Source organism: Paenibacillus algorifonticola, assembly GCF_000971975.1.
Lineage (GTDB): Bacteria > Bacillota > Bacilli > Paenibacillales > Paenibacillaceae > Pristimantibacillus > Pristimantibacillus algorifonticola.
Genome location: NZ_LAQO01000018.1, coordinates 161,150 through 178,133 on the forward strand (window position 1 = coordinate 161,150; position 16,984 = coordinate 178,133).

Sequence of the window (16,984 nt, forward strand, 5' to 3'; positions counted from 1 at the left end):
GATTATTAAAAGGAGTTGGTCATATTGTTAACGAAATACGCTGCTCATTGAAATAATGGCAACACTTTTGTTAGTTGATCGGCGATATGAACGGGATCATAGTGCAGCCACTCGCGGTAATCCAAATAGATAACCGATCTCTCATTTTTCAGCTCAAACTGCCGCCAATGCTCATTCATTCGCAGCAAATCATTTTGCTTGCTCACATTGGGGACCAAAATAATAAAATTGATATCGCCAGCAAAATCGGCCATTTGCCGCATCGAAATTTCCATGCTGTGAAAGTTAGGATCTTGAGCCAAATGCTGCTGAATAACAGGATGCGGCAGCAGGCCAAGAAATTCATAAAAAATGCATCCGGCATCCCTTATACCATATAAATAGCAGCGGTTATTTTCGATTTTGAACAGGCTGACCGTCGTACCTGGAGCAACGATGTCCTGCAGCTTCTGGCGAAGCCGCTTTGCCTGCTGATCCAATGCTTCGATATAACGAATCGCTTCGGCTTCCTTTGCAACTAGGCGTGCAATCCGTTTCAAATGCTCCCGCCAGCTCAACGTTAACCAAGGGATATGAACAACTGGCGCCAGCCAGCGGAATCTCTCCTGCACGCTTTCCATGCTGCTCGTCACAATGAGCTGCGGCTTGCTTATCTCCAGCCATTTTTTCTGACTTTCGATGGAGGCCAGCATAGGAAGCTCCGTCACCTCAGAGCGAATGTCAGACGGGATAACCACATGGCTGCTGCTGCTGAAGCGGGCGATGCAGGGCACAACCCCGAGGGCAATGAAATGGTAGGTATACGGATTCTCAAGGGAAGCGATACGCTCTGGTACAAAAGCTTGCTTATACATCGTGGGGCTCATCCCTTGTACCTTGCGAAACCGCTTGCTCATATACCAGGCATCACGAAAGCCGGAACGATGCGCCAATTCATCAAGCTTGCTTTTATGCCCGTGCTCTTGCAGCAGCAGCTCGGATACACGATGCACGCGAAGCCGTTCCAAAAAATCAGAAGGGCTGAGTCCCAACACTTTTTTGCATAATACGGAGAAGTAGGTGCTGGCAATTCCAGCTTTTTCAGCTAATTGCTCTCTCGTCAGCGCTTCGGTGTAGTGCGACTCCATATAACGCAAAGCAGCCAAAACCGACTGCTCGGTTGTCCAGCGCTGATCAAGGCCTGCTTGATGATCTTTTACCCACCAAAGCATCATCTGCTGAATGAGCATATGTGCCGTTAAGCTGCGCTGTGGCACTTCAGGATGCGTGATTGTAATCGAAAACAGCTGCTCTGCCAGTGCGATAAGCTCGCTTGCATTGGAGGCATGTTTGCACATATGCAAATAAACAGCCCCTGCCTCCACTAAGCTGCCATCCTGCGCCGGCATCCTAATAGAAAGGGGCATAAACTCTATAAAAAAGACACGGCATTCTCCATTTTCAGTTTCGGTTTGCAAAATGCAGTCCCCCGGACTGCCTAAAATAGCCGTGCCCGGGGTCAGCTCCATTCGACCGCGCTCCATGCTCACAGCTCCAGCCCCTGCCATGCCAATCAGCATCCAATGAAAATGGGTTTGAAATAAGTGCTCGGGCTGACTCGGACCACAAGCCAGCTGTTGAATGGATTTAAACGCATATAGCACATCTTGCTCGGTTTCCATAGCCTTCCCCTTCCTTTTTAACCAATGTACAAGGAATAGGGATGTAAAACAACTGCCTTGCCGCGCTTAGTTCGCTTTCTCCGCCTACTGTACGGTAATGACCACATTGCCTTTTTTATGCCCTTGATCCACGTAGCGATGCGCCTCGGCGATTTTCTCCAGCGGGTAGCTCTTGTCGATCACGCCTTTGAGCTCGCCGTCCTCAATGAGATCCTTCAGAAACAGCAAATCCTCCACAAGCACCTTCGCCACTCCCTGGCCTTCAACCGATATAAATTTGCCGTTCGGCGTCAGCGCTTTTCTGGCATGCGCCTTCGAGGTTTTGCCCACCGCATCAAGGATGATATCGTAACGTTTGCCTGTTTCCGCAAAATCCTGCAACGCATAATCAATGACGTGATCTGCGCCGAGTGCCCGCACCCATTCTACATTAGAGGTGCTGCATACGCCCGTAACGTCTGCTCCAAAATGCTTGGCAAGCTGGACTGCCGAGGTTCCTACCGCGCCGGAAGCTCCGTAAATCAGCATCTTTTGACCGCTCTGCAATTGCCCCTTTCGAAAAAAATGCAGCGCCGTCGTTCCGCCAAACAGAACAGCAGCAGCTTCCTCATAAGAAATATTGGCCGGCTTAAGCGTCACCATGCCATTTTCCGAGAGACAGACATATTCGGCGTAGGCGCCAAAACGCATACCCGTGAACGCATAAACGGCATCGCCTATGTTGAATTTTTTGACGTCTTTGCCGACTGCTTCAACCTCTCCTGTTAGCTCCACGCCTAAAATCGGCTGTCTTGGTCTAGTTATTCCGAGGAAGAGCCGCATGGGGAGCCGATATAAAAACGGACTTTTAAAGCCGCGAACTCTGCAATCCCCTGATGTAACAGAGGTCGCGTACACCTTGATTAAAATTTCATTGTCCTGCGGAGCCGGTTTATTCACTTCTTTGAGCTGTAAAACCTCCGGTGCTCCATACTTTGTGCAAAATACAGCTTTCATCGTTTTCGTAGCGTTCAACGGTTTCATATAGACATCCTCCCGCGCATTCTTTTGCCATAAGTATAGGTGCAGCGAAGCATGACGAGTAGCTACTTAAGTATGGTTTTGAAAATAGCGCTGGGCGACACGAATCCCTTATCGGCAAAAGAAAAAAAGCCCTCGAACGGAATCGAGGGCTTGCTAACGTCATGCGGCTGAACCAGTCTTACGAATGACCGGGAAAACGGCCGCCAGCGGCGATGCCTTTTGGCGAAATGCGCTCGATTTCCGCTAGCTCGGCCGCCGACAAGGAAACGTGAAGGGCGCCTTGGTTCTCCTTCACGCGATCCAGCCGCTTCGTGCCCGGTATCGGCACGATATGCTCCCCCTGCGCTAGAAGCCATGCCAGCGCAAGCTGGGAAGGCGCACAGCCTTTTTCCGCAGCCAGCTTCTCAATCAGTGCGACTACCTCCAAATTTTTGGCGAAATTGTCACCCTGAAAGCGTGGATAGTGGTGGCGATAATCGCCTCATCACGCCGCCCTTTGAGCGCCCGGCCTACCAGCTTCTCATTTCCGCCGAAGCGCTGCTGCTCGAACTGTCCGTAAATATCCGCTGTGTCAAAAAGAGTCACCCCAAGGTCAAGCGCTCCCAAAATCGTATTTACGGATTCCTCATTATCCGGCATCATCATCGTGCCAAGGCCTAGGGCGGATACTTCAAGCCCTTCGTTTCCTAGTTTTCTTGTTTGCATAATCGGTCGATAACCTCTTTTCTTCGTCCTAATGAACAACATGAATGGCTTGACATGCTCTCATTTTAATCGGTCTGATTTGAGGCAGCCACAGTAGGATTATGCTAGTAAGATTATTACTAGGGTGACGTAAGGGGAGCTGGCATAATCGGCGCGTAAATACACATGAATAGCCCCGGCTGATCAGCGATAGTCTTAACCGACAGGATATCATAGGTTATCGCGGCTTTAGCGCCCGGCGTCTGGATCGAAACACGGTTTGCTTTTTTAAGCTGAATATGGTGCTCCTTCCACATGCCATCGAACTCTTTGCTTTCCTCGCCCAGCCGCTCTATTAGCTGCTTAAACCACGGGTCGCCCTGATGCTTGTCATAATAGGTTCGAAACACCGCCACGGAGTAGCGTGCGAACTCCTCCCAATTGGCCATGGACGTCGTAAGCTTTCATCTGTGAACATCAAACGAAGCATGATTCGCTCCGAGGCTGGCCATGACGCAAAATCCGCAATGATTTCACTCGCTGCCTCATTCCATGCCAGCACCTGCGTTTTCTCATTGCTAATAAAGGACGGATACGACAGCTGTCCAATAATATCCTGCCACTGCGGATTAAGCGTCGTATGCAGCGAGGAAACGGCATCCGGTACATGGGGATTCCACAGCTCCATCAAATATTTTTCTTCATCCGAGGTAGCAGCAGCGCTCTCCCTATGTTTTCTATGATCTCCTTGGACGCTGTAACGTCCCGGCCTTGCTCCAGCCACGTATAATAAGTGGTGCTGACACCAGCCAGCATCGCCACTTCCTCCCGCCGAAGCCCCTGCGTTCTGCGCCGATTATGTGAATCGCTAAAGCCTACCTGCTCAGGCTGAATCCGGTCGCGCCGCGATTTCAAATAATGGCCGAGTGTTTTCGCTTTGCTCGTTTCATTAGGCATCGTTTACCTCTTCTCTAAACTATCGTTACTGCCATTTTACCTCAATACGGTTATGCAACCAACTGGCCTGAAACTAGCCTTAAATACAAAAAACGCTTCAACATTGTCGCCACTTGCGCTCTCGCTGCCAAGTCTTGCGGTGCAAATAAAGCCTTTTTCCCTTTTTATTTGACATTTACAATTCGCTATAGTAATTTAAATATAGTTAAGCACTTAACTATATTTATAAAAGGTGATCCTATGAAAAACTTGCAACAATATGTACTCGATTTGCCGCTTCATACTTTGGTGTTTTTTTCATTAGTGGAAACAACGGCAAAGCTAGTCGAGGTGTCGGAAAAATATTGGCAATCCAAAGGACTTAATGGGGCCAGAATGCGCCTTTTAGTTGAAATCATGAAAGAAGGAGGCATCATTCTTCCCTCCATGCTTGCAGCAAAAATTGGCGTCACCAAATCGAATATTAGCCTGCTGCTTATTCCATTGGAGAGTGATGGGTACATTCGCAGGGAGCCCCATCCCAAGGATGGCCGAAAATCCGTCATATCTATAACCAATGAAGGGCAGAGCCTGCTGTTACAATACCTGCCCGAGAACCGACAAGGAATTGCCGAAAAAATGCAAGCGCTGGAGGAGCATGAATTACATCAGCTTTTAGCTTTATTAACGAAATTGAAAAGGGGCTAAAGCTCTTTTTGCCCATTTAGTTAAGGACTTAACTTTCCATGTGAGAGGGTGGTATTTTTGTCAATCGTCATAACAGGAGCAAGCGGCAAGCTGGGGACTCTCATCCTAAATCAACTGCTTCACAAAGTTCCAGCGAACAGGCTCATTGCTTGCGTTCGAACACGCGAAACGGCTAGGCCATTAGAGGAGCTGGGGATTACGGTACGTTATTGCGATTACGACCACCCCGATTCTCTTGAATCCGCCTTCACAGGCGCCTCCAAGCTGCTATTTATTTCGAGCTCCCATCATGATGATACGATTCGTATGCGCCAGCATGCCCATGTGATTGAAGCAGCCAAAAAATCAAAGGTCGAGCATTTGCTCTATACCAGCTTTGCTTTTCCCGAAAAAGGCTCGATCCCGCTCACCCATCTGCATGTAGCTACCGAGCATGCGATTCGAGCCACGGGCATTCCCTATACTTTTTTACGGAATGCTTTATATGTCGATTTTATTAGTACTCTTGATTTAAATGCAGCTATAGAAAAAGGAGAATTGCGTGTGCCCCCCGGAGATTGGCTATTTAATTCCATTCCCCGGCAAGATATTGCTCTAGCCGCTGCAGCCGTTCTTGCTGAACCCGGCCACCTGAATAAAACATACGAGCTTACGGCATCGGATCCATGGACGTTCAGCGATTTGACTGCTGCACTGTCCGACCTTGCTGGGAGGCCTATTTCCTTGCAGCAAGATGCCACCATCCAAAACTGGATATACGGCTTCCTCAGCAAAATCGATCCTTCATCCACCTCCAATGATTTGGAGCAGCTAATGGGTCGACCGCCCACCTCATTAAAAGAAAGTATAAAACCATTTATCTCTTTATAGCTTTATGGATTTATAGATTTATAGCTTGCTGCCGCCCAGCATGTCCGGAAGGACGCGCAATTCATTATGATCGCTGTATACAATCATTCCATTCAGTAAGGAGTCATTTCTTTATGACACATAGGTGGGAATCTATATTTACCTGGCTGCAACAAATTTCGCCTATTCCTGAAGAGGAATGGCAAGCCTTCAAGCGGTTAACCGTGCACAAAACCTTTGCAAAAAACAGCCATTTTATTCGAGAAGGTGAACGGGCAGATTGCATTGGCTTATGCGTCAGCGGATTGTTCCGTTTATACTATACAACGCCTGACGGAGTGGAGTTCAATAAAAGCTTTTGCGCCAAAAATGATTTTATCGCGGCTTACAGCTCTTTGCTGGAGAGCGTCCCCGCTTATTTTTCCATACAGGCGTTGATGGACAGCGAATTAATGATTATTCCGTATAAGGATTTTCAATCGTTGTATGACCGTCATATTTGCTGGGAACGGCTGGGGCGAGCTTTAATCGAGCAGTTATATGTAAAAAAAGAAAGGCGAGAGCGAGAGCTGCTTTTTCTGTCCGCTGAAGCAAGATACCGCATTTTTCTTGAAAAATATGCGCCTGAAGCCAAACATATTCCGCAGTATCATGTCGCCTCCTATCTGGGAATTACCCCTGTCGCCTTAAGCCGAATCCGCCGAAAATTAACCTAGGTTAATGAAAAAACCTCCTCCTTTCTCTACAGTTGAGGAAAGAAAGGGGAGATTTTTTTGAAACGATCAGGTCACACCATTTTAATTACCGGCGGTGCCTCAGGCATTGGTCTCGCTTTAGCCGAGCAATTCATCCATCATAATAATCACGTCATCGTCGCCGGACGGGATGAGCGCAAATTACTAGAAATGAAATCAAAATATGCGAGCATCACAACCTATGCATGTCATATTGAGGTCGAAGAACAGCTGAATGCGCTTGTGGCGCAGCTGTACGATAACCATCCCGAGCTGGACGTTCTTATTAACAATGCCGGAATACAATATAACTATTCCTTTATGGAGGCGCAGCCTGTTTCTAAGCAAATAAAGGAGGAAATCACGATCAACTTGACCGCGCCTATTGTTCTTGCCTCCAAGCTGCTGCCGCTGCTTGCCCGCCAGCATGAAGCCGCAATCGTTAACGTTTCATCCGGTTTAGGCCTCGTTCCAAAAAAGTCCGCTCCCGTTTATTGCGCGACGAAGGCGGGGCTTCATCTATTTTCTAAATCCCTCCGCTATCAGCTGGAAAATACGAATGTAAAAGTATTCGAAATTATCCCGCCTATCGTGGATACCGCTATGACGAAAGGCAGAGGGAACAATAAAATATCGCCAAATGAGCTGGCCTCGCAATTTATGGACTTTTTTCAAAAAAATCGTTTGGAGGTGCCGATTGGCAAGGTAAAATGGCTAAAAACTATTCAGCGCTGGTTCCCATCGCTTGCCGAGCGCATATTGAAAAATAGCTAGCTGCTTTAGCGGCATCAAACTAAACGATATTATTTTTTATTAAAATAGTCCTAGCTCGCGGGCGCGGGCTACCGCCTCGGTGCGCCGCTTGACCTGCAACTTGTCGAATATGTTTCGGTTATGGCCTTTGACTGAGCTAAGGGCGAGAAATAGCCGTTCGCTAATCTGACGGTTCGAGAGCCCTTGCTCAATCAACTGCAGCACCTCCAGCTCTCTTCCGGTTAATGGTTCAATAAGCGGCTCGGAGGCTTGGATCGGCCGCGGTTTCGTTCGGTCTTTGCCTTCTTGACCTAAATTGCCTTCCTGACTTTGCTTGCCTATTTGCTCCTCGGCTTCACATGCAGCCAGCACCTGATCCCGATAGCTCGATCCTGCTCCTCGTGCAACGATTTCCCGCAGCAGCTTGCGTATCGGCAGCCCTTCATCGGCAAAAACTCGAACGTAGCCGCCGGGCTCAGCAAACACCAGTGCTTCGGTTAACATGGCCGCGGCTTTGGCCCTATCGCCATGCTCGTGCCAGGCAACGGCTTGTGCCACACTTACCTCCAGCCGATCATACGGCTGCCCCTTCGCTTCCACATACTCCCGCCGCAGTTCCAAAATCGCAAGCGCAGCAGCTGAATTTCCTTGGGCCAATTCACACTTCGCCCCGCTGATCGCAAGCTCATTTTTTGCCGCTAGCCGAGCTGCCGCTGCGGAATTGCCCTGACGAAGCAGCACCTGCACTTGGACGGCCGCGATTGACGGCATTTGCAAAACATGCTGATGCTGGCGTGCCGTATGATCCGCCTTTGCCAGCCGTGCAGCCGCACCGCTGACGTCTCCTTTCGCCAGCAGCAAGCGTGCAAGAAACACCTCGACCTCGACAGCACGGTCTGTATGTTCCAGCTGCTGCGAGAGTGGAAGGGCTATTTTAGCATACTGCTCAGCGGCATTCAGATCATTCCTTTGGTAATAAATACGGGCTAAGCCCAAATAAGCAACGCCAGCCGCAGGCAGCGGCGGCTCCCCTGCCAGCTTAAGCGCGTGACGATAAGTCCCGGCCGCTGTATCAAGCAGGTTTTCCGCTTCTTGTATGCTTGCAAGGCCTATCGCCGCCATAAACGAAATGATGACATGCCCGATCCGCTCGCTGTTCGCCAACGCTTCGGCATAAGCCCTGCCTGCAGCGCCATAGTCTCCCTGAAGCTGATGCGCATATCCGAGCGTCCAGGTCGTAGCCGTGCGAACAGGGTGATTATCTGGATGCAAATAATCCAGCGCACGCCGCGACTGAGCCAAAATCATGTCTGGCTGGTGCTTGCTCACCGCTAGCGTGGCGCGGATCGACGCTGTATGACCGATCAAATCCCGGGTGTTCACATCCTGGAAGGCGTCCGCTTGTAAAAGCTGTTCAGCAGCTAGCAGCTTCTGTTCAACACCGCTGATTTGTCCTGTCATCAGCATCGCCGAGGCATGCAGCACTAATAGTGAAGGACGTGCCCCAAGCTCCCTCTCCGGCAGCGAATTTAGCCATTTCAGTGCGGGAATGACCATCCCTCGAAAAATAAGGGACATGCCCTCTCCCTCCAGCAGTTTGGCGGCACCTTCAATGTCCTGTGCAGCTGCTGCATGGTGAAAGGCTTCCAGCACAAAGCCATGCTGCTCATACCACTTGCTCGCACGCTGATGCAATTCGTTTACACCCTCTCCTGCCGCTTCCACGGAAAGGTTCACTTGCTGCTTTTGAGCAAGCCGCTGCCGCAGGAAATTCCCAAAAAGATGATGGTAGCGGTACCAGCGCCGCTCATTGTCCAGCGGGACAATAAACAAGTTAGCGCGTTCCAAATATTCTAAAGTTGTTTGCCCATTGGCTTCGGGATTGGCTTCGGAATTTGCTCCAGGATTTGTCTCCTTCTCCCCGTTTCCTAAGCGAAGAACGGCATCGCAAAGCGGACCGCAAAAACGGTCAAGCATGGAAGTGCTCAGCAAAAAAGCCTGAATGCCAGCGGGCTGCTTCTGCAGCACTTCTTCGACCAAATAATCCAGCACAAATGAGTGGCTGCCTGTAAATGAGCGAATAAAGCTGCCCGCATCAGCATGCCCCTGCATGGACAGCCCAGCGAGCTGCATCCCTGCAATCCAGCCCTCTGTTCGATCCTCCAGCATTGCGACATGTTCTGTCGTCAGGCTCAGACCCATAACCTGTTCAAAAAACTCAGTTGCCTCCGATATCGTAAAACGCAAATCTGCGGCTCGCACCTCGGTTAATTGGTCCCGAACGCGAAGCCGGGCCAAAGGCAGATGCTGAAGCTCACGAGCAACGATGACAAGATGCATTTGTGGCGGCAAATGTTCAATAAGAAGAGTAACAGCCTGGTGAATCGATTTATTTTCTATTTCGTGAAAATCATCAAATACGATGATGAATGGGTGAGTAATCGAGGCGATTTCATTGAGCAGCACTCTTACCAATGCTTCAATTGGAGGAGGCTGAGGGGCTTGGAGCAGCTTTCGCATGCCGTCGCTAAAATTCGGCGCGGCCGCCATCAAAGCGGCGTGCAAATAAATCATAAAAGCGACCGGATCATCGTCACCTTCATCCAGCGACAGCCAGCATGCCGTTCGGCCGCAGCTCCTGATCCATCCGCTAGCCAGCGTTGTTTTGCCAAAGCCGGCGGAGGCAGCGATGACCGTCAGCTTGCGGTGCAAGCCTTCATTCAACCGCTCTATTAGACGGGGGCGAAGCACGACATTCGACCGCAGCGCAGGTATATATAATTTTGTAGCTATTATTGGGTTTATCATAGCTCAATTATAATAATCGCATTCCTGCATCGTCAATCCATTAGTTGATGGATATTTGCTGTATCCTTCCCGTAAGCTGCTCCTGCATGAACGCGAAGTTCCTGTTATATTTTTTTCGAATCAAAACGAAGGGAAAGTCATATTTCACCTATTTATTCACGTTTGCTACGATTGCAACATGATGTAAAGGAGGCATAAAAAATGAACTATCGAAAATTAGGCGCCAGCGGCCTAGTCGTAAGTGAAATGGCTTTAGGAAACTGGATTACTCATGGAGCGCAAGTAGATAATGAGACGGCTAGAGCCTGTGTTCACGCTGCATGGGATGCGGGGATTACTACGTTTGACACAGCGGATGTTTATTCGGAGACGAGGGCGGAAGCGGTGCTCGGGCAAGCTCTGAAAGGCATTCGTCGAGAAAGCATCGAGCTTTGCACCAAGGTATACCATCCGACAGGAACGGGCCCTAACGACAGAGGCCTGTCCCGTAAACATATGATGGAGGCTTGCCACGCTTCTCTTAAACGCTTGCAAACGGATTAAATCGATGTCTATTACGCCCATCGCTTTGATCCGGAAGTATCGCTCGAAGAAACATTTCTCGCTTTTTCGGACTTGGTGCGCCAAGGCAAAGTTATATATGTGGGAATTAGCGAGTGGACTGCCGACCAGATTAGCAAAGGCGCTGCACTTGCAAGGGAGCTGCGCGTTCCATTGGTGGCTAGTCAACCCCAATATTCGATGTTGTGGCGTGTCATTGAAGCGGAAGTCGTTCAAGCCTGCGAGCGGGAAGGCATTGGACAGGTCGTCTGGTCCCCTCTTGCCCAAGGCATTCTTACCGGGAAATATTCACCGGGACAGCCCTTGCCGCAAGGGTCGCGTGCAGCGACAACGGCGGGTGCTCCCTTTTTCGATAAATTAGCGGGTCAATGGCTGCGCGCCGAAGTATTACAGGCGGTTTCCAAGCTCTCCACTACTGCACAAGAAGCCGGACTGACATTGCCGCAGCTTGCCATCGCTTGGGTGCTGCAAAATCCGCAAGTTTCCGCCGCGATTATTGGAGCATCGAATCCAGGGCAAATAAAAGAAAACGTCAAGGCCGTCGGCATTCGACTTGCCCCTGGATTGCTCAAGCAAATCGACACGATACTAGAGGGGCTAATTGAGCGCGATCCGGCAAAAACCGGTTAACAATTGAAAGCTCACTTTAATCATATTTGGCCAACAGCTCAGATAAGTTCCTTTTAATACAATCCAAAAGCTCTGGGGGACTTTCTATCGTCACTTCATGTCCCAAGCCAATGAAAAACTTTGCAAAAAACAACATGTCACTCTTCGAGATATTGCCTTCAAGCCAGCCGGTTCCATCCTTCCGAATATGAAGCTTGGGTACCGGCCACGGCTCCGCCTCGCACATCTGAGCCCCTTCTTTCGTTAGTTCAGCATAAAGTGCCACAACCTCCTGCTCCGGTACGCCCTTCGTTTGTCTATTTTCAAGGTGAACATGCCTAAGATCGAGCGGTTCTACTGTTGAATGAGTCACCGCAAACATTCGATCACAGCGAAACACACGAAATTCATCGCTCTGGAAGCAATAGGCGGGACAATACCATAGACCGTTCCTAGTATAGATACCAATCGGCTGTATCTCGCGGCTTGATCGTTTTTCCAAAGCTTCGTAATCAATGAGTAACACCTTTTGCTGAATAGCTGCATCGAGCAGGATCGACAAATACGGAGAGTGGGCTTGCCTAGTAGGAGTTACAAAATCTACGCGGCTCTTCATTTGATCAATTCGGTCTCGGGTGTCGTGCGCCATATAATGATAAAATTTTCTCAATGCTGAAGAAGCATCTGCTTCAAATGGAAGCGATGAATAGTGACGAAGGGCATGAATGGAGAAAAATATAGCGACGGCTTCTTCCTCCGAGAAGGCAATAGGTGGCAAAATCCTTTCCTTCAGCACCCGGTAGCCGCCATGAGGCCCCACCTCAGAATATAAGGGTACCCCTAATTCGCTCAATTCTTGTAAATCCCTTAATATCGTTCTTTGTGAGACGCCAAACTCTTGAGAAAGCTCCTTCACTGTAAACTTGCGTTTGTGATTGACGGCCATCATTAATTCCATAAGTCTTTTGGATTTAGACATCCTAACACTCCGATTATTTAATCATGACAATACTTGTCACTATTATCTGTTATCGTTGATATGAAATCAAGTGGAGTGTTACCCAAAAGGATACGAGGAGGAAATGGTATGCAAAATTTTCAGGAGAAGGATTCGGCTGCAAGAAAATATTTTCAATCGGGAAATATCAAGCTCTCTTATCTGGATTTTGGTGGGGGGAGCGAGCATATATTGCTCACCTTACATGGACATATGAATGATGCAAGAACGTATGCAGAGCTAGCAACCCGATTTAAAAATTGGCGTGTTATTGGTTTAGACCAACGTGGTCATGGTTGGAGCGAGCATCCTCGCGATAAGGATTATTCAAGAGAAAGCTACCTCGAGGATATTCTCAACCTCATTCGTATAGAGCTAGGCGGACAGCCTGTCACGATATTGGGTCATTCTTTAGGTGGAGTTAATGCTTATCAGTTTGCTGCTCGTTACCCTGAGCTTGTCCATGCTGTTATTGTGGAGGACATCGGTGCAGAAATTCACGCCGACTTGTCCTTTGCTGAGACTCTCCCCAAGCGTTCTTCATCATTGAAAGAATTAAGAAAATCACTTGAGCTTGCTGGCCTTAAAGCCATTGATTATTTTTCGGAAAGTGTGTTTGAAGATGAAGCAGGCTGGGGATTTCGTTCTGATTTAAAAGGGATGGTCATTTCTGCACAAAACTTAAATGGAGTGTGGTGGGAAGACTGGCTATCCTCCCGTTGCCCTATTTTGCTTATTCATGGTAAAAAAAGCTTCGTATTAAACGCAGGCCAAGCCGAACTCATGGTATTACGAAGACCAAATACAAAACTTGAAGTTTTTGAACCATGTGGCCACGGTGTCCATTCTGATGATCCGGATGGTTTTTATCAGGTCGTAAACGAGTTCCTTGCCACAGTTTTCTAACCTTTTGTTCCACTTATATCGATTCATGCTGTATTGGGGCCACTTCTTCCATTATCCGATGAAAGGCTGATAAGGCAGCCTTGTTCACGTCGGTTCTCCAAGCGGTATACAGCGGAACCGGCGGGACACTTTCCTTAAAGGAGCGGTATACGACACCGCTGCGCTGAAAGACAGAAACAGAAGACGGAACGATGGAAATGCCCAAATTCGCAGCCACTAAATTTACGATCGTATACATCTGAGTGGCTTCCTGTACAACATTCGGATAAACGCCATATTTTGCACAAAAGCCAATAATCAAATCATGAAAAGAAGCTCCAAGATGACGCGGAAACAAAATAAACGGCTCTAATTCCAAGGCTCGTATAGAAATTTCCGGAAGCTTCGCTAATGGATGCTCTTCAGGCAGTACGGCAACAAGCGATTCGCTTGCTAGGGTACGATAGCTAATATGCTGAGCCGGTTCGATAAAACGCAGAAACCCGACATGAATCGTTCCGTCACGCAGCGCCAGCCATTGCTCAGCGGACGTCATTTCGCATAAAGTAAGCTGTATTTTCGGAAATTGGTTCCTGAACGCTTTCAAAATATGAACCAATTTATCTCCCGCCGCTGAATCCACAAAGCCAATAACTAGCTGTCCGATAATTCCTTGGCTGGTCAGCTGGGTCGTTTTAATAGACTGCTCTAATTGGGCTAAAATCATTTTGGCTTCCTCTAAAAAGACAGCTCCCGCTGGCGTAAGTCGGACTTGTCTCTTGTTGCGTTCCAGCAGCTTTACGCCAATCTCCTCCTCCAGCTCTTTCATTTGCTGGCTTAGAGGCGGCTGCGTCATATTCAATTTTTGTGCGGCACGGCTGAAATGAAGCTCCTCCGCTACAGCAATAAAGTATTGTAGTTTACGAATATCCATTCGCTTTCCCTCCTCTGCTCTAACCCATCTATTAACCTATAAGTATAAGGACATTCCTGACATAATGCGAATCCAGATTCAATCATAGTAAGCACTCGGCTTTACGCGTTCAAACTGTATCCATACAGTTTGCAGCATTCCACATTGTTCGGGTCGCGATTTTGGTTTATCCTTTCATGTAACGGATAAATGTTCGTGAACATAATCCCTCACTTCCAAGCCGCGCTGCGGTTTGAGAAAACTGTTGGAGGCGTGGACGATGAATGAACTTAACGCTTTATTTCGTAAAAGAATAGGTTTCCCAGAAAGTGAAGCTGTCACTTTCGATCGTTTGGCAGATGTACTTGAGAGGACAGCAAAAACCGTGCCTTTTGAAAATCTAGCTATTATTAGAAAGAGCACCGCTGTTATTTCTAAACAACATTTAGTTCAAAAAATTCTAATGGCTCAAGAAGGCGGGCTTTGCTACGAAATAAATGCGCTTCTCTATCTTTTTTTAATCGAAAATGGGTTTGACGCCGTTCTAACGCGCGGGGTTGTCTACAATCATGATAGTCAAGCTTATTTCACAATGGGAAGAACTCATTTAACGATTCTGCTTACTCACGGGGAGCAAACCTATGTCATCGATACAGGTTTTGGAGGGAATTTGCCATTAAAGCCTGTTCCTTTATCGGGCGAAACGATAACGTCGAGCAATGGACAATTTCGCATTAAAAAAGAGGACGGCGAATATGGAGACTACCTTCTTGAAATGAAGCTGAAGCATAAGGACACCGATTGGAAAACCGGCTATACCTTCGATTCTCAAAAGCCGCTGGCTGACTTAACGGAATGTAATGCCATTCGCAAAATTGTGTTCGAGCATTCAGAATCTCGCTTTAATAAACATCCTTTGATTACAAAACGAACAGATGACGGAAGCATTACGTTAACCGACACTTCTTTCACGGTGTGGAAGGATGGTGTTTTAACAAAAGAGCAAATCGATAGGGCGAGCTACGAAAGGCTGTTGAAACAGCATTTTGGAATGTCCAATAGATGAGGCGGCCATTTGATAGCTCAGCAGCCAAGAAAAAACGGGCAACGGTGGATAAATGACCACCACTGCCCGTTCTTTTTTAAATAGGGGGGATTGGTATTGATGAATTAAAAACTCATTTTACCGTTAAACAAGCTTATCCAAAAGACGAAGCAGCATAGTAACCGATTCGGCGCGAGACGCATAATCATTCGGTTTGAACGTTCCGTTCCCTCTGCCATTAATGACTCCTTCTGCAAAGAGCGCTTCAATATGGTCTTTAGCCCAGTTTTGGGATATGTCAGAGAATTCAGCGGCTTCCGCAGGTTTATGAATCGTCAGACGGGAAAGCATAGCGGCAAGCTCGGCCCGGGAAATTTCTTGGTCAGGATGGAACAGGCCATCGCCGTACCCCGTAATGCCCCCTTTGCCTCACCTTGCTTAGTCAATCCACTTCGTAACCTGTTCCATAGGCTGCCGGGTTTTGGCACGTTTAGGAGCTTCCGCCCGGTACCCAAAAGTGACCATAACTGAAATATCCCATACGCCACCCTCCAGCAAGCCTTCCTCCTTCAGTATGCTATGGATGATATCGCGGTTGAAGCCCTCAATCGGGCAGGAATCAATTCCGATTTGCGCAGCAGCCGTCATCATATTGCCGAGGGCAATATAAGTCTGCTTCGAGGCCCAATCAAACAAGGTGCGCTCATTGTCGAGCAAATGCTGATCCTTTTCCTGAAACTGTCTATAAATGGTCGGTATTTTCTGAAAAACCTCATCGGACATGCCCTTTACTTCTTTGCACATATATTCAGCGTAAGCCGAATCATAACGCGCATCTGTCCGGGCCAGCACCAGCACAACATGGCTTGCTGACGGAATTTGCTTGAGACCGCCCCATGCTCCAGTCACAAGCTTTTCCCTTAAGGCCTTATTTTGGACGATAACAAATTTCCATGGCTCAAATCCGACCGAGCTGGGCGACATTCTGCCTGTTTCAAGAATAAATTCAAAATCTGCCGCCGGAATTACTCTGGATGCATCAAATTGCGGAGTCGCATGGCGAAAATGATAGGCGCTCAAGATGTCATTTTTTCTTGCTTCCTGTTCCGTAACGTTCATGTATATCCAACCTCTCTATTGGGACGATTTGCCCGTTGAACGAGCATTCGGTGTAAGCTTATGCTTCGAAAAAGCCCCTGCGTGCACGCTAATTGCTTGTCCGACTATTGCTTAAGTGTCATAATAGGAGATATATGCAAAGTAAACAAGTACGCACATTTTTGTTTCCAAGTTACGAATAGTAACTTGTATAGATATGACATTAGGCATGAAAGGAGGACTGACTATGACAGGACAAAATATAAAGGACGGAGCCAGCATCGTTAATTTCGGCTGCCCCGTAACCAAAACAGCCGATATGGTCGGCGGCAAGTGGAAGGGCGTTATTTTGTACCATCTGACCTCTGGTTCAAAACGCTACAATGAGCTGCGCAAGCTGCTCCCGCATATTACGCAAAGGATGCTGACCTTGCAGCTGCGCGAGCTGGAGCGCGATGGGATCGTGCTGCGGCAGGTGTACCCGGTAGTTCCACCTAGAGTGGACTATTCGCTCACTGCGCTTGGGGAGACACTTCGACCAGTGCTTTTCTTCATGAGAGATTGGGGCGTTTATTATGAAAATCTTCAGGAAAATGGCGAGTCGCAGGTTGCTTTGCCGGAGCTTGACGAAACCGTAATAGAGAAAAAATGATTTATTGTTGATTTTAAATAATCAAGCTATAATTACAGCATAAAGGTCGTGAAGAACACGCCGCTTCC

General features: G+C 48.1%; 17 protein-coding genes and 3 pseudogenes. 8 read left to right on the plus strand and 12 right to left on the minus strand.

What is annotated here, in order from left to right; genetic code table 11:
• Positions 1-44: 44 nt before the first annotated feature.
• The 6 genes and pseudogenes from WH37_RS22640 to WH37_RS36650 all read right to left on the minus strand — a co-directional run bounded on the left by WH37_RS22640 (position 45) and on the right by WH37_RS36650 (position 4,325).
• Positions 45-1,661: a helix-turn-helix domain-containing protein gene (locus WH37_RS22640; protein ID WP_046232909.1), complete on the minus strand. Its 1,617-nt coding sequence runs from the start codon at positions 1,659-1,661 to the stop codon at positions 45-47.
• 84 nt (positions 1,662-1,745) lie between these two features.
• Positions 1,746-2,657, minus strand: a complete 912-nt coding sequence (locus WH37_RS22645; RefSeq protein WP_046232952.1) for an NAD(P)-dependent alcohol dehydrogenase — start codon at positions 2,655-2,657, stop codon at positions 1,746-1,748.
• 205 nt (positions 2,658-2,862) lie between these two features.
• Complete coding sequence (locus tag WH37_RS37495; protein ID WP_052737156.1) at positions 2,863-3,111, minus strand: aldo/keto reductase; 249 nt, start codon at positions 3,109-3,111, stop codon at positions 2,863-2,865.
• Positions 3,102-3,389 (minus strand): aldo/keto reductase, encoded by a 288-nt coding sequence (locus WH37_RS37500; RefSeq protein WP_046232910.1) that lies wholly within the window; start codon positions 3,387-3,389, stop codon positions 3,102-3,104. Before WH37_RS37500 ends, WH37_RS37495 begins: the two co-directional genes overlap by 10 nt.
• 119 nt (positions 3,390-3,508) lie before the next feature.
• Positions 3,509-4,056, minus strand: a pseudogene (locus tag WH37_RS37505) (MmyB family transcriptional regulator).
• Positions 4,056-4,325, minus strand: a complete 270-nt coding sequence (locus WH37_RS36650; RefSeq protein ID WP_231594328.1) for a helix-turn-helix domain-containing protein — start codon at positions 4,323-4,325, stop codon at positions 4,056-4,058. Before WH37_RS36650 ends, WH37_RS37505 begins: the two are co-directional and overlap by 1 nt.
• 303 nt (positions 4,326-4,628) lie before the next feature.
• Between WH37_RS36650 and WH37_RS22665 the strand changes: the two genes are divergently transcribed.
• The 4 genes from WH37_RS22665 (at position 4,629) to WH37_RS22680 (ending at position 7,369) form a co-directional block, all read left to right on the plus strand.
• Entirely contained in the window at positions 4,629-5,012 is a 384-nt protein-coding gene (locus WH37_RS22665) for a MarR family winged helix-turn-helix transcriptional regulator (RefSeq protein WP_231594329.1), read from the plus strand.
• A gap of 57 nt (positions 5,013-5,069) precedes the next feature.
• On the plus strand, positions 5,070-5,882 hold the full coding sequence (locus tag WH37_RS22670; protein ID WP_046232912.1) for an NmrA family NAD(P)-binding protein: 813 nt from the start codon (positions 5,070-5,072) through the stop codon (positions 5,880-5,882).
• A 113-nt stretch (positions 5,883-5,995) separates the two neighbouring features.
• Complete coding sequence (locus WH37_RS22675) at positions 5,996-6,577, plus strand: Crp/Fnr family transcriptional regulator (protein WP_046232913.1); 582 nt, start codon at positions 5,996-5,998, stop codon at positions 6,575-6,577.
• A 57-nt stretch (positions 6,578-6,634) separates the two neighbouring features.
• The gene (locus tag WH37_RS22680; RefSeq protein ID WP_046232914.1) at positions 6,635-7,369 is read left to right on the plus strand and encodes an SDR family oxidoreductase; all 735 of its coding nucleotides are present in this window, start codon (positions 6,635-6,637) and stop codon (positions 7,367-7,369) included.
• Positions 7,370-7,408: 39 nt separating this feature from the next.
• On the opposite strand, the gene WH37_RS22685 is transcribed toward WH37_RS22680, so the two are convergent.
• Positions 7,409-10,099 carry a winged helix-turn-helix domain-containing protein gene (locus WH37_RS22685; protein ID WP_331458069.1) on the minus strand — a complete coding sequence of 897 codons (2,691 nt, stop codon included), beginning with the start codon at positions 10,097-10,099 and terminating at the stop codon, positions 7,409-7,411.
• A gap of 258 nt (positions 10,100-10,357) precedes the next feature.
• Here WH37_RS22685 and WH37_RS22690 point away from each other — a divergent pair.
• Positions 10,358-11,347: pseudogene (locus WH37_RS22690) on the plus strand (aldo/keto reductase family protein).
• Positions 11,348-11,363: 16 nt separating this feature from the next.
• Here the strand turns inward: WH37_RS22690 and WH37_RS22695 are convergent.
• Positions 11,364-12,305 carry a helix-turn-helix transcriptional regulator gene (locus WH37_RS22695; RefSeq protein ID WP_046232916.1) on the minus strand — a complete coding sequence of 314 codons (942 nt, stop codon included), beginning with the start codon at positions 12,303-12,305 and terminating at the stop codon, positions 11,364-11,366.
• Positions 12,306-12,413: 108 nt separating this feature from the next.
• Between WH37_RS22695 and WH37_RS22700 the strand changes: the two genes are divergently transcribed.
• A complete protein-coding gene (locus tag WH37_RS22700; protein WP_046232917.1) occupies positions 12,414-13,229 on the plus strand; it encodes an alpha/beta fold hydrolase in 816 nt (271 codons plus the stop codon).
• A gap of 13 nt (positions 13,230-13,242) precedes the next feature.
• On the opposite strand, the gene WH37_RS22705 is transcribed toward WH37_RS22700, so the two are convergent.
• Positions 13,243-14,142 carry a LysR family transcriptional regulator gene (locus WH37_RS22705; RefSeq protein WP_046232918.1) on the minus strand — a complete coding sequence of 300 codons (900 nt, stop codon included), beginning with the start codon at positions 14,140-14,142 and terminating at the stop codon, positions 13,243-13,245.
• A gap of 259 nt (positions 14,143-14,401) precedes the next feature.
• Between WH37_RS22705 and WH37_RS22710 the strand changes: the two genes are divergently transcribed.
• The gene (locus WH37_RS22710) at positions 14,402-15,187 is read left to right on the plus strand and encodes an arylamine N-acetyltransferase family protein (RefSeq protein WP_046232919.1); all 786 of its coding nucleotides are present in this window, start codon (positions 14,402-14,404) and stop codon (positions 15,185-15,187) included.
• 123 nt (positions 15,188-15,310) lie between these two features.
• On the opposite strand, the gene WH37_RS22715 is transcribed toward WH37_RS22710, so the two are convergent.
• The 3 genes and pseudogenes from WH37_RS22715 to WH37_RS22720 all read right to left on the minus strand — a co-directional run bounded on the left by WH37_RS22715 (position 15,311) and on the right by WH37_RS22720 (position 16,285).
• Positions 15,311-15,517 carry an S-layer homology domain-containing protein gene (locus tag WH37_RS22715; RefSeq protein WP_046232920.1) on the minus strand — a complete coding sequence of 69 codons (207 nt, stop codon included), beginning with the start codon at positions 15,515-15,517 and terminating at the stop codon, positions 15,311-15,313.
• Between the two features lie 6 nt (positions 15,518-15,523).
• Positions 15,524-15,583 (minus strand): annotated as a pseudogene (locus WH37_RS37510) (S-layer homology domain-containing protein); the annotation flags it as partial.
• A gap of 21 nt (positions 15,584-15,604) precedes the next feature.
• Positions 15,605-16,285, minus strand: a complete 681-nt coding sequence (locus WH37_RS22720; RefSeq protein ID WP_046232921.1) for an NAD(P)H-dependent oxidoreductase — start codon at positions 16,283-16,285, stop codon at positions 15,605-15,607.
• Positions 16,286-16,511: 226 nt separating this feature from the next.
• On the opposite strand from WH37_RS22720, the gene WH37_RS22725 reads away from it, so the two are divergent.
• The gene (locus WH37_RS22725; RefSeq protein WP_046232922.1) at positions 16,512-16,916 is read left to right on the plus strand and encodes a winged helix-turn-helix transcriptional regulator; all 405 of its coding nucleotides are present in this window, start codon (positions 16,512-16,514) and stop codon (positions 16,914-16,916) included.
• The last annotated feature ends 68 nt before the right edge of the window (positions 16,917-16,984 follow it).

Bases quoted from the DNA above. Each gene is read 5' to 3' on its own strand.
- WH37_RS22640 (WP_046232909.1), bottom strand. From the start codon at position 1,661: ATGGAAACCGAGCAAGATGTGCTATATGCGTTTAAATCCATTCAACAG.
- WH37_RS22645 (WP_046232952.1), bottom strand. From the start codon at position 2,657: ATGAAAGCTGTATTTTGCACAAAGTATGGAGCACCGGAGGTTTTACAG.
- WH37_RS37500 (WP_046232910.1), bottom strand. From the start codon at position 3,389: ATGCAAACAAGAAAACTAGGAAACGAAGGGCTTGAAGTATCCGCCCTA.
- WH37_RS36650 (WP_231594328.1), bottom strand. From the start codon at position 4,325: ATGCCTAATGAAACGAGCAAAGCGAAAACACTCGGCCATTATTTGAAA.
- WH37_RS22675 (WP_046232913.1), top strand. From the start codon at position 5,996: ATGACACATAGGTGGGAATCTATATTTACCTGGCTGCAACAAATTTCG.
- WH37_RS22695 (WP_046232916.1), bottom strand. From the start codon at position 12,305: ATGTCTAAATCCAAAAGACTTATGGAATTAATGATGGCCGTCAATCAC.
- WH37_RS22700 (WP_046232917.1), top strand. From the start codon at position 12,414: ATGCAAAATTTTCAGGAGAAGGATTCGGCTGCAAGAAAATATTTTCAA.
- WH37_RS22705 (WP_046232918.1), bottom strand. From the start codon at position 14,142: ATGGATATTCGTAAACTACAATACTTTATTGCTGTAGCGGAGGAGCTT.
- WH37_RS22710 (WP_046232919.1), top strand. From the start codon at position 14,402: ATGAATGAACTTAACGCTTTATTTCGTAAAAGAATAGGTTTCCCAGAA.
- WH37_RS22715 (WP_046232920.1), bottom strand. From the start codon at position 15,517: ATGCTTTCCCGTCTGACGATTCATAAACCTGCGGAAGCCGCTGAATTC.
- WH37_RS22720 (WP_046232921.1), bottom strand. From the start codon at position 16,285: ATGAACGTTACGGAACAGGAAGCAAGAAAAAATGACATCTTGAGCGCC.
- WH37_RS22725 (WP_046232922.1), top strand. From the start codon at position 16,512: ATGACAGGACAAAATATAAAGGACGGAGCCAGCATCGTTAATTTCGGC.